Annotated in this window: 12 protein-coding genes; 2 read left to right on the forward strand and 10 right to left on the reverse strand. The window is 60.2% G+C overall.

Translation table 11 applies throughout. The annotated features are described in order from the left end of the window. The first annotated feature begins 26 nt into the window (after nucleotides 1-26). Entirely contained in the window at nucleotides 27-764 is a 738-nt protein-coding gene (locus ACM6IV_RS09860; protein WP_414869794.1) for a TorF family putative porin, read from the forward strand. 230 nt (nucleotides 765-994) lie between these two features. Next, nucleotides 995-2,653, forward strand: a complete 1,659-nt coding sequence (locus ACM6IV_RS09865) for a phosphoethanolamine transferase (protein ID WP_414869795.1) — start codon at nucleotides 995-997, stop codon at nucleotides 2,651-2,653. A 127-nt stretch (nucleotides 2,654-2,780) separates the two neighbouring features. Here the strand turns inward: ACM6IV_RS09865 and ACM6IV_RS09870 are convergent, their stop codons facing one another. The 10 genes from ACM6IV_RS09870 to ACM6IV_RS09915 form a co-directional block, all read right to left on the reverse strand. Further along, nucleotides 2,781-3,059 carry a DUF971 domain-containing protein gene (locus ACM6IV_RS09870; RefSeq protein ID WP_414869796.1) on the reverse strand — a complete coding sequence of 93 codons (279 nt, stop codon included), beginning with the start codon at nucleotides 3,057-3,059 and terminating at the stop codon, nucleotides 2,781-2,783. Next, complete coding sequence (locus tag ACM6IV_RS09875) at nucleotides 3,056-4,018, reverse strand: HEAT repeat domain-containing protein (protein ID WP_414869797.1); 963 nt, start codon at nucleotides 4,016-4,018, stop codon at nucleotides 3,056-3,058. Before ACM6IV_RS09875 ends, ACM6IV_RS09870 begins: the two co-directional genes overlap by 4 nt. Then, the gene (locus ACM6IV_RS09880; RefSeq protein ID WP_414869798.1) at nucleotides 4,015-4,863 is read right to left on the reverse strand and encodes an ABC transporter ATP-binding protein; all 849 of its coding nucleotides are present in this window, start codon (nucleotides 4,861-4,863) and stop codon (nucleotides 4,015-4,017) included. The genes ACM6IV_RS09875 and ACM6IV_RS09880 overlap by 4 nt, the downstream gene beginning before the upstream one ends. Continuing rightward, nucleotides 4,863-5,645, reverse strand: coding sequence for an ABC transporter permease (locus ACM6IV_RS09885; RefSeq protein WP_414869799.1), 783 nt, complete (start codon nucleotides 5,643-5,645; stop codon nucleotides 4,863-4,865). Before ACM6IV_RS09885 ends, ACM6IV_RS09880 begins: the two co-directional genes overlap by 1 nt. 355 nt (nucleotides 5,646-6,000) lie before the next feature. Beyond that, on the reverse strand, nucleotides 6,001-7,425 hold the full coding sequence (locus ACM6IV_RS09890) for an ABC transporter substrate-binding protein (RefSeq protein ID WP_414869800.1): 1,425 nt from the start codon (nucleotides 7,423-7,425) through the stop codon (nucleotides 6,001-6,003). A 279-nt stretch (nucleotides 7,426-7,704) separates the two neighbouring features. Next, the gene (locus ACM6IV_RS09895) at nucleotides 7,705-7,950 is read right to left on the reverse strand and encodes a ferredoxin family protein (RefSeq protein WP_003225615.1); all 246 of its coding nucleotides are present in this window, start codon (nucleotides 7,948-7,950) and stop codon (nucleotides 7,705-7,707) included. Nucleotides 7,951-7,977: 27 nt separating this feature from the next. Continuing rightward, nucleotides 7,978-9,708, reverse strand: a complete 1,731-nt coding sequence (locus ACM6IV_RS09900) for a fumarate reductase/succinate dehydrogenase flavoprotein subunit (RefSeq protein ID WP_414869801.1) — start codon at nucleotides 9,706-9,708, stop codon at nucleotides 7,978-7,980. Next, the gene (locus tag ACM6IV_RS09905; protein WP_414869802.1) at nucleotides 9,705-10,472 is read right to left on the reverse strand and encodes a GntR family transcriptional regulator; all 768 of its coding nucleotides are present in this window, start codon (nucleotides 10,470-10,472) and stop codon (nucleotides 9,705-9,707) included. The genes ACM6IV_RS09900 and ACM6IV_RS09905 overlap by 4 nt, the downstream gene beginning before the upstream one ends. Before the next feature lie 209 nt (nucleotides 10,473-10,681). Next, nucleotides 10,682-11,650, reverse strand: coding sequence for a Gfo/Idh/MocA family protein (locus ACM6IV_RS09910; protein WP_414869803.1), 969 nt, complete (start codon nucleotides 11,648-11,650; stop codon nucleotides 10,682-10,684). A gap of 22 nt (nucleotides 11,651-11,672) precedes the next feature. Further along, nucleotides 11,673-12,560, reverse strand: coding sequence for a Dyp-type peroxidase (locus tag ACM6IV_RS09915; RefSeq protein ID WP_414869804.1), 888 nt, complete (start codon nucleotides 12,558-12,560; stop codon nucleotides 11,673-11,675). Between the last annotated feature and the right edge of the window lie 181 nt (nucleotides 12,561-12,741).

Below are 12,741 nucleotides of genomic sequence, written 5' to 3' on the forward strand. Positions count from 1 at the left end.
TAACAATCACAACATCGGGACTTCACATGAAAGCCTTGCCTCTGTTCGCCCTGAGTTTGTTGAGCGTGCTGCCGTTGAGCAGCCAAGCGATCCCTTTGAACGATGACTTTGCGCTGCTGGTGGATCTCACTTTAGCCAGCGATTACCGCACGCGCGGTATCTCGCAAACGCAAAACGACCCTGCCATGCAGGCCGGTCTGACCCTTGCTCACAGCAGCGGTCTGTACCTCGGCGCGTGGAGTTCCAACGTCGATTTCGGCAGTGGCCTGAAAACCCGCCAGGAAGTCGATTACTACGGCGGCTGGCTGTGGCAGGCGACCGAGGACGTCAGCCTCGATCTGGGCTACCTCAAGTACGCCTACCCCAAGGAAAGCCAGTTCAACCAGAGCGAGGTGTACGGGATTCTCGGGGTTTATGGGGTGAAGCTGGCGGCGTATTACTCCAGTGATGCGCCGGGGATCGATAGCAAACAGAGTTCGCTTTACACCTACATCGGTTATGAAACCGAGTTGCCGTTCGACTCGGGCTTGAAGTTGCGTTACGGCAATATGGATTTCAAGGATCCGTATTTGTATTCGGCGTCCGGGCAGGCGCAGGACAGTTATCGCGAGTGGGAAGTCAAACTCACCCACAATCTGGCCGGGGTGGAGTTGGGGTTGAGCTATATCGACACTGATCTTTCGCAGAGTCAGTGCCTGAGTAATTGGGGCTTCAAAGACGTCTGCACCGCCACCGTCGTCGCCAGCCTCAGCAAATCCTTCTGAAAAAAACGCTGTCTATCTATGGGAGCGGGCTTGCTCGCGAAAGCGGTAGGTCAGTCGCAATAAACGTTGAATGAACGACCGCATTCGCGAGCAAGCCCGCTCCCACCGTTTTAATGGTGGTGAGCCAGCCAGACAGTTGTTACAGGATGTTTACGAATTTTTGACCAATGCTCTTCTACAGTTGCCCGCGCAAGCGCGTGGTTATCTATTTATGTAGAGGAATGTCTGACATGGCTTTGGGCAACGGACTGCGTCTACCGTCCATCACTCCTACCCGGCTGGTACTGCTGTTTTCCCTGGCGCTGGTGGCCTTGTACAACCTGGCGACCTGGAAAGCGCTGGGCACGCTGATCACGCTGCAAGGCGCGCACAAAGTGGCGTTTTTCGCCTCGTTCGGATTGTTCCTGTGGGCGGCGATTACCCTGCTGCTGACCCTGGTGTCGTTCCGCTGGACGCTGAAACCGCTGCTCACCGTGGTCGCCCTGCTCTCGGCGTGCGCCGCATATTTCATGAACGAATACGGCATCACCATCGACACGGTGATGATCCAGAACGTCTTCGAAACCAATCCCGCCGAAGCCACCGCGCTGTTCAGCGGCAAACTGCTGGCTTACCTGCTGTTGCTCGGCGTGTTGCCGGCGGTGCTGATCTGGCGCTGGCCGGTGAGTTATCGGCCGTTCTTTCGCGGGTTGCTCAACAAGATCCTGGTGATCATCGCCTGTGTGCTGGTGATCGCCGCGTCGGTGGGCGCGTTCTATTCGACCTACGCACCGATCTTTCGCGAAGAAGACCAGCTCACTCACTTCATCAACCCGACCAACTACATCTACGCGATCAGCAAGTACACCAGGCAACGTCTGGGCATCAAAAAGCACTTTGTGGTGCAGACCATTGGCGAGGACGCGGTGATGAGCGCCAAGGCGGCCAGCCGCGAGAAGAAATCGCTGATGGTGTTCGTGGTCGGTGAAACCGCCCGCGCCGATCATTTCTCGCTGAACGGTTATGAACGCGAGACCAATCCCGAGCTGAGCAAACTCGACATCCTCAACTTCACCCAGGTGCACTCCTGCGGCACGTCGACGGCGGTCTCGGTGCCGTGCATGTTCTCGATGTTCCCGCGTGAGGATTACAGCGACAAGAAAGGCAAAACCTACGAAGGCCTGCTCGACATTCTCCAGCGCGCCGGCGTGCAAGTGCTGTGGCTGGACAACAACAGCGACTGCAAAGGCACCTGCCTGCGTGTGCCGCATCGGGATATTTCAAAAAATCAGCCGGGGCCATTCTGCGACGGTAACAACTGCCTCGACGAAGCGCTGTTGCAAGACCTGCAAAGCTACATCGACAGCCTCAAGGGCCACGCGATCATCGTTCTGCACGCCGACGGCAGCCACGGCCCCGAGTACTACGAGCGCTATCCGAAAGACATGGAGCGTTTCAAACCGATTTGCCACACCAACCAGTTGGGCAGTTGCAGCCGCGATGAACTGGTGAACGTGTACGACAACACGATTCTGTACACCGACCACTTCCTCGCCAAGGTCATCGAATTGCTCAAGCGCAATCAGGCCTCGCTGGACACCTCGATGGTGTATGTCTCCGACCACGGCGAATCACTGGGCGAGAATGGCTTGTACCTGCACGCAGCGCCCTATGCGCTGGCGCCGCAAGCACAGACCCATGTGCCGATGGTGATGTGGTTCGGCGACGGCACGCTCGCCCGTGAAGGGATTGATCGCGGTTGCCTGCAAGGCAAGACCGGGCAGGCGGATTTGAGCCATGACAACCTGTTCCACTCGGTGCTGGGGTGGTTTGAAGTGAGGACGTCGGTGTATCAGCCGGGGCTGGACATATTCCATGGCTGCCGGCCGGCGATGACGGCTGCGCAATAACCTGGATACTGCGCAGATCCTTTGTAGGAGTGAGCCTGCTCGCGATAGCGTTGGATCAGCCAACACCATTGTTAAATGACACACCGCTATCGCGAGCAGGCTCACTCCTACAGGGGGTTGTGGTGGATCATGGGGTGAGGTTTGCCAGATAGGCCCACGGGTAGATCCCGCGCTGATGGCCGTCGCTGAACACCAGTTGCACGCCGTAGCCCTGGGGGTTGAGTTCGATCAGGCGCACGCGGTCATCCACCAGCGGCGTCAGACCTTTCAGGCGAAACGCGCGGCATTGCGAGCACGGGCACTGGCGGCGCAGGTCGGCGTGTTCGAGCTGTTGTTCGCGGCCGTCCGGCCAGCTCAGGCGCAACGTGCCTTCGCTTCGGGAGTTGGCGACTGACAGCGGATTCATTGCAGCTGACCCAAAGCAATGCGCACGGCTTTGCGCACTTCCGGGTCGCCGTCATCCTGCGCCGCCTGCAACGCGGCCACGGCGCCGCGATCATTCAATTCGCCCAAGGCCAGCGCGGCTTCCTTGCGCAGGTTGCTGATGCGATGGCCGAGGGTGTCGATCAAGGCGTCCAGCGCTGGCGTGAAACGCAAACGGCCGAGGCTGCGGGTGGCGCGCAGGCGCACTTGCCAATAGTCGTCGTTCAAGGCTTCGACCAAGGCCGGGCCGGCGTCGCGGTGACCGACCTTGCCCAGGGTGGTCGCGGCTTCTTCACGGACTTGCCAGGCATTGTCCTGCAAGGCATGGCGCAGAGCCGGGAGGACTTCGGCACCCGACGCCAGACCAAGGGCACCGGTAGCGGCGCGGCGTACTTCGGTGTCCGGGTCGTCGCTGGCCAATCGGGCCAAGGCTGGCAGTGCGTCGAGTTGTTTGAGCCAGCCGAGCACGCCCACCGCTTCGCGACGGACATTGGCGTCGGCATCGTTCAACGCAGCAACCGCAGCCGGAGCCGCGTCGGCGAAACGCAGTTCACGCAAGGCGCGAAACGCGGCGATGCGCACGCTGATGTCGGCGTGAGCGGTCCACGGCAGAATCACCCGCCCCGCCGCTTCGCTCTTGAGCAGGCTCAGGCTCTGCGCGGCGGCGGCTTGTACGGCGGGCGACGGATCGGTCAGCGCTTCGCACAAGGCCTGCACGACCTCCGCATCTTCCCAGGCCTCAAGCAAGCGCGCGGCTTCGGCGCGGACTTCTTCGGCGGGATCTTGCCCCAGACGATCAACCAGCCAGAGCAAACCGTCCGGCTCCTCCAGATCCGCCAGATCAATCAGGGCAATGCGCCGTACGCCGGCGTCTTCGGCAGTCAGGCGCGGTTGCAGGGCGAGGATTTCATCGTTATCGGTCACAGCAAAAATAGAGGTCATAGGGCAAATCGCGGCAAAGGGTTTTCGGGAGGCAGGCCGAGCGGGTTGAGGCGCGGCAGCGGTCGGTCGTTGTCGTGGCGCAACAGGTCGAGGCAGTGGCGTTTGAGTCGAGAGAACTCGGGGCTGGTGATCAGTTCGCTGGCGCGTGGTCGGGCGAAATCCAGGCGCAAATCTTCAATGATTCGCCCCGGTCGTGCGCTCATCACCAGCAAGCGGTCGGCGAGGAATAGCGCCTCATCGATGTCGTGAGTAACGAACACCACCGTGGTGCGGATGCGCGTCCAGATGTCCAGCAGCAGTTCCTGCATGTTCAACCGGGTCAAGGCATCCAGCGCGCCGAACGGCTCGTCCATTAGCAACAGGCGTGGACGGTTGACCAATACGCGGGCGATTTCCACCCGTTGCTGCATGCCGCCCGAGAGCTGATCGGGCCAGCGCTCGGCGAAACCTTCGAGACCAACCAGTTTGAGCATTTCATCGGCGGCGCGATGACGTTCAGTCTTGCCAATGCCGCGCATCTTCAGGCCGAAGGCGACGTTGTCACGCACCGTACGCCACGGAAACAGCGTGTGATGCTGGAACACCATGCCGCGCTGTGGCGACGGTCCGGACACCGCCGCGCCATCGACTTTCAGGCTGCCGGCGTGTGCACCGAGATGCCCGGCCAACGCCCCGAGCAACGTCGATTTGCCGCAACCGGACGGGCCGAGAATGCACACGAACTGGCCCGCTTCGATCTGACAATCAAGCTCCCGTACCGCTTCGAAGGCTTCACGTCCCTGGCCGAGGACGATGGACAACTGGCGAATATCGATCCGCCCTTCCGGGGTTTGCATCACGCTCATCAGGCTTTTCCTCGCGGTCGATGCCAGGGCGTGAACAACCCGCCCAAGCGTTTGATCAGCAGACTGCTGCCCATACCCAACACACCGATCAGCAGCATGCCGACGACGATGTCGGCGTAGTTCTGAATGGTGTAGGACTCCCAGGTGTAGTAGCCGATACCGAACTGGCCGGAGATCATTTCTGCCGTCACCAGACAGAACCACGAGGTGCCCATGCCGATCGCAAGACCCGTGATGATGCTGGGCGCGGCACCGGGCAGAATCACTTCCAGCAGGATCGCGCGGCGCCCTGCCCCAAGGCTTTTTGCCGAGGCGATCAGGCGTGGATCGACGCCTTCGACGCCATGCACGGTGTTGAGCAAAATCGGGAACAGCGCGCCGGTGAAGGTGATGAAGACCATCGACAGTTCCGAGGACGGGAACATCAGGATTGCCAGCGGAATCCATGCCACGGCGGGGATCGGGCGCAAGACTTCAAGGGGTGGCAGCAGCAGGTCTTCGGCCCATTTCGAGCGGCCGATGGCCAGGCCGAGGGCGATGCCGATCAGCAGTGCCGCGAGGTAACCGGCGAACACGCGGCTGAGGCTGGCGCTCAGGTGTTGCAGAAGCTTGCCGGAGTCGCCGAGGCCCAATGCCGCTTCGATCACGGCCAACGGAGTGGGCACGTTGGCGAAGGTGACAAGGCCGAGGTTCCAGTGATGGCTGGCGGCGAGTTGCCAGAACAGCAGGCAGAGCAGCAAGGAGGCGGCTCTTGATGTCCAGCGTAGGGTGGGTGATTTCATCGAGCGGGTTTCCAGTTCTGGATTTGTTTGAAGGCTGAGATTTACCCCCCTCACCCCAGCCCTCTCCCCCCAAGGGGGGCGAGGGGGAAAGGGAGCCGATCTTCATGCATTTCAAAACCTCGGTTCGGCTCATTAACGAACCCGTCCTTCTGCTTTCAAAACCTCGGTTCGGCTCATTAACGAACCCGTCCTCATGCTTTTCAAACCTGAGTTCGGCTCGATAGAGGGCCGATCTTCATGCTTTTCAAACCTGAGTCCGGCTCGGTATTTCAGGTCGGCGTACCTTGACCAAACACCGCGGTCAGTCCCCTCTCCCTCCGGGAGAGGGCTAGGGTGAGGGGCTTTTGATCTTCTATCAGCGCGCGGCGACGGCTTGGGCCGTGGCATCGGTGAAATCGAAAACCTTGCCGCCCTGCGTCGAGGCAAATTGCTGGGCCTCGCCCTTGAGCAAAAACGCACTCAGCCGCCCTTTCGCATCGCTGGCAAACCATGCCTGCTCAGCCAACAACTTGATGCCGCTGTCACTGGCCTGGGCATACACCGCACGAATGTTTTTGCCTTCCTGCTTCAACGTCGCCAACGCGGTGAACGCAGACTCGGCAGAGGCGTAGCGGCGCACTTTGTCCTCCCCCCGCACCCAGATTTCCGCGACATGGCTGAAGTCGGTGATCGCTTTCCCGGTCGCCGCATCTGTAGCCTGCAACGGCGTCTGCGCGTAATTCGCCAGTTGCGCCGTGTAGTCCAGACCCGACGCCTTGAACGCCGCACGGATGTATTGATCGTCGATGAAGGTATTGAGATCGAGGCCGCGATCAGCCTTCTTCAACAACTTCAATGTATCGATAGCCGTGCCGACCGCCTGGCGATATTCCGGCTTCCAGCTCAGGTCGCGGGTCTGCACGCCGAGCGGGCCGTGGAACAGGTAATTCACTTCGGCATCGACGCCAGTGACTTTGCTGATCAGTTCGCTGTACTTCTCAGGTTCGGCGGCGAGCAATTGATTGGCTTCAATACTGGCGCGCAGGTACGCGACGACAATCTCCGGGTACTTTTTCGCATAGGCCTGATCGACCAGCGCACCGTGAAAGGTCGGCGCGTTGGCCTGGGCACCGTCGTAGATCTTGCGGGCGAAGCCTCGGCTCGGGAACAGTTCGGCGAACGGCACGAAATCGGCGTGAGCGTCGATCTTGCCGGCCTGCAACGCCGAGCCAGCGACTTCCGGCGGCTGGGCGATGATGTTGACGTCCTTGAGCGGATCCCAGCCCTGCTCCGCCACTGCACGCAACAGCATGCCGTGGGCCGTGGAGGCGAACGGCACGGAAATGGTCTTGCCCTTGAGCTCGCTCAGCGACTGCACGCCAGACGCGCTCGGCACGACGATGCCGTTACCGCTGCCCTTGATACTCCCCGACAGCACGCTGATGAACAGGCTGTGCTTGCCAGCGGTTTCGAACGCGACACCGTTGAATGCGCCGGGGAAATCGGCCATGGCGCCGAAGTCGAGTTTGCCGGCAACCATCTCGTTGGTCAGCGGCGCGCCGCTGGTGAAATTCTTCCACTGCACGTCGTACTTCGCGTCTTTGTAGGCGCCGTCGTGGGGCAGGTATTTATCGAGCAGACCGAGCTCACGAATCAACAGCCCGCCGGCGGCGCAGTTGATGGTGGTGTCCTGGGTGCCGATGGCGATACGGATGGTTTCGGCTGAGGCCGACACGGTGAACGAAGCCAGTACCAGACCGGCGATTGCTGCACGCAACATGAGTGTTTCCCCTCGAATCATTTATTGGCTGTTCGTCTCCGCCGCGATCAGGGCGCGGTGGGAAACGAGGGGTTTTCGGTGAATCCAGCGTCCGGGGTTTTCCGGATGGCTTTGGTTTGTCTGGGGTGGCCTCTTCGCGAGCAAGCTCGCTCCCATAGGATTTCTGGCGTATTCAATTTGTGCAGTAACTCGATCCACTGTGGGAGCGAGCTTGCTCGCGAAAGCGGTGTGTCAGATGTCGATGTGCTAGCTGGATCACCGCATTCGCGAGCAAGCCCCCTCCCACATTTCGATCGTGGGTCAACGCAGGAGATAGGGGATGTCGACTTTCACGGCGCCGGTCGGGCAATCCTTCTCGCACGGCATGCAGTACCAGCATTCATCGAACGCCATATAGGCCTTTTGCGTCGCCGGATTGATCGCCAGCAAATCCATCGGGCAGACATCCACGCACACGGTGCAGCCCTTTTCGGCAATGCATTTGTCCTCGTCCACGGTGACGGGAGCGTTGGAGCGGAAGAAGATTTCCTGAGCTTGATAGGCCATGGTCCGGACTCTCTTTTTAGTGGTGCATCAAGCGGCGAAAGCGCCAACACGCAAACGGTCGTAAGCCTGCATTTCTTCAGCATCGAGCGGGATGATGTAAGGCTCGACGGCTTTCTTGAAACTGGTCATCTGCCCGTCTTCACCCTTCTTCAGGTGGCAATGGCAAAACCATTCGCTGTCATCGCGCTGCGGGTGATCGACGCGGTAGTGGTACAGGCCCCAGCGGCTTTCGGCGCGGAACAACGAGGCGCGCGCAGCCATTTCGGCGCAGTCGCGGATCACGCTGGTTTCCATGGCACGCATCAGTTCGTGGGCGTTGTTGGCCTTCATCTGCTCGAGATCGCGTTCGATATCGCTGAAGCGTTGCAGGCCGATTTGCATCTTCTTGGTCACTTTCGGCGGCTGCAGGTAATCGTTGACGAAGCGCCGCAGCTTGTACTCGACCTGCGCCGGCGGCAGACCGTGCTCGCGGTCCAGCGGTGCGTAGACCCGGGCTTTTTCCTTTTCGATCTGTTCGTTATCCAGCGCAGAAAACTCGCGGCCGGCAACAAAGTCTGCGGCGTTGTGCCCGGCAAACCAGCCATAAGTGAATGCGCCAAGCATGTAGTTATGTGGCACGGCAGCCATGTCACCCGCTGAGTACAAACCTTTCACCGAGGTTTCCGCACGCTCGTTGACCCACACGCCAGAGGCCGAATGCCCACTGCAAAAGCCGATCTCGGAGATGTGCATTTCGACCATTTGCGTGCGGTAATCGGTGCCGCGATTGGCGTGAAACTGGCCACGGCTCGGGCGCTCGTTGCTGTGCAGGATTTCCTCGATGTTCTGGATGGTTTCCTCGGCGAGGTGATCGAGTTTGAGGAATACCGGGCCGTTGCCGCTCTCCAGTTCCTGATGAAACTCCCACATCATCTGCCCGCTCCAGTAGTCGCACTCGATGAAGCGTTCGCCCTTGTTGTTGGCGGTGTAGCCACCCAGCGGGCCGGTGACGTAGGCGCAGGCCGGGCCGTTGTAATCCTTGATCAACGGGTTGATCTGGAAACACTCAAGGTTCGCCAGTTCGGCGCCAGCGTGATAGGCCATCGCGTAACCGTCGCCGGCATTGGTCGGGTTTTCGTAAGTGCCCATCAGGTAGCCCGACGACGGCAGACCGAGGCGCCCGGCGGCACCACAAGCGAGGATCACCGCTTTGGCCTTGATCACATGGAAGTCGGCGGTGCGGCAATCGAAGCCCATCACACCGTTGACGGCGCCCTCCTCGTCGGTCAGCAATCGCGTGCAGACCATGCGATTGGTAATGCTCACCCGCGCGCGTTTCAACTGGCGATAAAGAACTTTTTTGATGTCGTGTCCTTCCGGCATCGGCAGCACGTAGGCGCCCATGTGGTGGACTTTTTTCACCGCGTAATCGCCGGTCTCGTCTTTCTCGAACTTCACGCCCCAGCGGTCCAGTTGCTCAATGGTTTCGAAGCTGTGGGTGGCGTAGGCGTAAACGGCAGCCTGATTGACGATGCCGTCATTGGCGATGGTGATTTCCTTGGTGTACTGCTCAGGCGTCGAGTGACCGGGAATGATCGCGTTGTTCAGGCCGTCCATGCCCATGCTGATCGCACCGCTGCGTTTGACGTTGGCCTTGTCGACCAGCAACACGCGCAGATCGCGGTTCTTCTCTTTGGCCTTGATCGCCGCCATCGGCCCGGCCGTACCGCCGCCAATCACGACGATGTCGTATTCCTGTTCGAGAACGTTGCGGGTCATGCCTGCTCCCCTTTTTGCCGATCGATCCGCAGGCGGTACTGGAACGCATCGCCACGGTAGTAAAGGTGTTCGAAGTCCAGCGGCTGGCCTTGCGCGTCGTGGGTCAGACGCTCGATGCGCATGATCGGCGAGCCGGTCTCGACGTTCAGCGCCTGGGTCAGGTCGCTATCGGCCAGCACTGCGTCGATCGCCAGATCAGCATGGCCAAGGGCGATGCCGCAGTCGTTTTCGAGGATCAGGAAAATGTCGCGGGTGACCAGATCGGCCTTCTCAAGGCGCTCGCCGACGGCTTTGGGCAGGTAGGTGATTTCCAGGGAAATCGGCTCACGGTTGATCAACCGCACCCGTTTGATCTGCGCGACAACCTCGCCCTCGGCAACTTGCAAACGCTCGGCGACGCGCTTGTCCGCCGGGATGAATTTGAAGCTGCGCAAACGGTTGATCACCTCGTAGCCGCGACCGGTCATGGACTCGGCGAGGCCTTGCAGGCTGCTGACGTTTTGAAAGGTTTTCGGCTTGGCAACGAAGGTGCCTTTACCGTGGATCTTGAAGATCAGCCCTTCCTTTTGCAGATCGCCGAGGGCCTGGCGCACGGTGATGCGGCTGACTTTGAACAGCGCACCGAGTTCGCTTTCGGACGGCATCTGGCTGTCTTGCGGGTATTCGCCGTCGAGGATCCGCGCACGGAGGACGTCGCGCAGTTGGGTGTGCAGCGGGACACTTGATAAGGAGAGCGGGCTTAAAGAGAGAACGTTATCGGTCATCACTAAATCACTTGTTATAACGAGTTATGACGTGATCTTAGGATTGTTATGACAAGGTTGAGAAATATTGTTTAGGCATAACCTTAGATGCTTCACACGATCGCTTTTTGTAGAGTGAGCCTGCTCGCGATAGCGGTGTATCAGATACGAATCCGGTGCCTGACACACCGCTATCGCGAGCAGGCTCACTCCTACAGGGAAATTGTGTGCTACTGGCGTTTGAGGATCTGGTCCATGACCCAATCGGTCTTGAGCGCTTGTTCGGCGACGGCGGGATGTTCTGAACCACCACGAATATGCGCATTCATGCCGAGCACGTGATGCCACTGAATGTGTTCGTGATGGGGGATTTCCAGGCTGATGGGGTCATCGGCATGCACCTGCACCGGATGCTCATCAAACACGGAAAAGTTGATGCGCCCAAGGCTGCCGATGATTTCGACCCGATCCTCGCGCCGATCCGCGACAAAGTTCCAGCAGCCCATGCCCAGCGCTCCGCTAGCGAAGCGCCAACTGGCGCTGACGGCATCCTCTGCCGCATACAACCCGGCCTGAGACGCGGTGAAACCGGCGACTTCAACAATGTCACCGAGCAGGTACTGGAACAGGTCAAAGCCATGACTGGCCAGATCGGCAAAGTAACCGCCACCGGCCACCGCCGGATTGGTGCGCCAGTTGTTGCTGCGCTGCAGGTCTGCCGGTGACGGTGCCTTGGTCAATGTCCAGCTCAAATGCCGAACCTCACCGATTCGCCCCTCCTCCAGCCATTGCCGCACTTGCGCAAACCGTGGCAGCGAACGGCGGTAGTAGGACACAAACAGATGCAAACCAGCCTCGGCAAACGCCTGCTGCATTTCACGGCTTTGCCCGGCATTCAGCGCCATGGGTTTTTCCACGCAGCAATGCTTGCCGGCAGCGGCGACTTTCAGACTGTAGGCGTGGTGGCTGTCGGGTGGCGTGGCGATGTACACCGCGTCCACCTCGGGATCATTGATCAGCGCATCGACGTCGGTGTAGAACCGCTCGATGCCGTGGCGCGCGGCGTAGTCACTGACCGCCTCCAGACGTCGGCCCATCACCGCCACCAGCGCCGACCCCGGCGCCTTGTAAAAGGCCGGTCCGCTCTTGCGTTCAGTGACATCACCGCAACCAATCATCCCCCAGCGCACCACGTTCATTTTTCAGTTCCTTTTTTTTAGTTCAACCCATGCGCAAGGCGCGCAAATCGAGGTGCCCGTCCTGCAGCGGCGGGCACCAGTAATAGCCGCCGGTGATCGGTCGGCTGATGCGATACAAACCGTCGGTGATGCCGTCCTCCAGACCGCTCATGCGCCGCAATTGCGCTTCGAAGGCATCCAGCGAATAACCGAAAGCGAGGAACATCAAACCGGCGCGGTCACCTTCGATCCACGGCATCGAGCGGCGCACGACGAACGCTTCGGGCGCGAAGCTTTCCTGCGCGGTGCGTTTGACGTGGGCCGAAATCGGCGCGTCGTCGATCTCTTCGTTGTCGCTGAGGCGACGGCCCATGATGTTGTCCTTGTCCTCGGCGGACAGCTTGTGGAAACCCTTGAGGTCGTGTTGCCACTGCTGGATCGCAGCGAAGCTGCCACCGACCATTCCGTCAGTGCCGGCACTTTGCAGGGCCGCCGCGATCGCGGCTTCGTCGTGCGGGTTTTCGGTGCCGTCTTCGTAGCCGGTGAGGTCGTGGCCGTCCTTGTGGCGGAAGGCTTCCTGCCTCTCGACCAGACGCAGCGCCGGCGCCAGAGCGGCTTCGAGGGCGTTGCTGCGGTTGAGCAGTTCACCCCGGTCGACGCCGTGCAGCCAGACCCACAGCGCGTGCTGGGTCGACGGGTTCTCGACGCCCACGCCGGTCAGTGCCGGGAAGCTGCGCAGGCCGTCGATCTGCACGTTGAGGGCCTTGGCCAGGGATTCACCGAAACCGACCACCGCCGACTTGCCATCCACCTGATTCATCAGGTTATCGAGCGCCTGCGGCAACGCTTCGACCGATTCAAGGGCGAAAAACAGGTGACGCGCTTGCGCAGGAACTGGGGTGGCGAGAATGCCCGGCTGGTAGTAACTCATGTGAACTCCTTGGGAAAGTGCGCGGGAGTTTACCTGTGGCCGGAGGGTTTGTGGGGGTTTGGAGGAAGTCAAAAGCCCCTCACCCTAGCCCTCTCCCGGAGGGAGAGGGGACTGAATGGGGGATATTTAAGGGATACGCCGACTTGAACGTGCGGCTGTGAATCCACAATCGATACAATCT

Source organism: Pseudomonas sp. IT-347P, assembly GCF_949768005.1.
Taxonomy (GTDB): Bacteria; Pseudomonadota; Gammaproteobacteria; order Pseudomonadales; family Pseudomonadaceae; genus Aquipseudomonas.

What these genes read in the sequence shown, in the direction of transcription:
- ACM6IV_RS09860 (WP_414869794.1), top strand. Translation starts at nt 27, where the DNA reads ATGAAAGCCTTGCCTCTGTTCGCCCTGAGTTTGTTGAGCGTGCTGCCG.
- ACM6IV_RS09865 (WP_414869795.1), top strand. Translation starts at nt 995, where the DNA reads ATGGCTTTGGGCAACGGACTGCGTCTACCGTCCATCACTCCTACCCGG.
- ACM6IV_RS09870 (WP_414869796.1), bottom strand. Translation starts at nt 3,059, where the DNA reads ATGAATCCGCTGTCAGTCGCCAACTCCCGAAGCGAAGGCACGTTGCGC.
- ACM6IV_RS09875 (WP_414869797.1), bottom strand. Translation starts at nt 4,018, where the DNA reads ATGACCTCTATTTTTGCTGTGACCGATAACGATGAAATCCTCGCCCTG.
- ACM6IV_RS09880 (WP_414869798.1), bottom strand. Translation starts at nt 4,863, where the DNA reads ATGAGCGTGATGCAAACCCCGGAAGGGCGGATCGATATTCGCCAGTTG.
- ACM6IV_RS09885 (WP_414869799.1), bottom strand. Translation starts at nt 5,645, where the DNA reads ATGAAATCACCCACCCTACGCTGGACATCAAGAGCCGCCTCCTTGCTG.
- ACM6IV_RS09890 (WP_414869800.1), bottom strand. Translation starts at nt 7,425, where the DNA reads ATGATTCGAGGGGAAACACTCATGTTGCGTGCAGCAATCGCCGGTCTG.
- ACM6IV_RS09895 (WP_003225615.1), bottom strand. Translation starts at nt 7,950, where the DNA reads ATGGCCTATCAAGCTCAGGAAATCTTCTTCCGCTCCAACGCTCCCGTC.
- ACM6IV_RS09900 (WP_414869801.1), bottom strand. Translation starts at nt 9,708, where the DNA reads ATGACCCGCAACGTTCTCGAACAGGAATACGACATCGTCGTGATTGGC.
- ACM6IV_RS09905 (WP_414869802.1), bottom strand. Translation starts at nt 10,472, where the DNA reads ATGACCGATAACGTTCTCTCTTTAAGCCCGCTCTCCTTATCAAGTGTC.
- ACM6IV_RS09910 (WP_414869803.1), bottom strand. Translation starts at nt 11,650, where the DNA reads ATGAACGTGGTGCGCTGGGGGATGATTGGTTGCGGTGATGTCACTGAA.
- ACM6IV_RS09915 (WP_414869804.1), bottom strand. Translation starts at nt 12,560, where the DNA reads ATGAGTTACTACCAGCCGGGCATTCTCGCCACCCCAGTTCCTGCGCAA.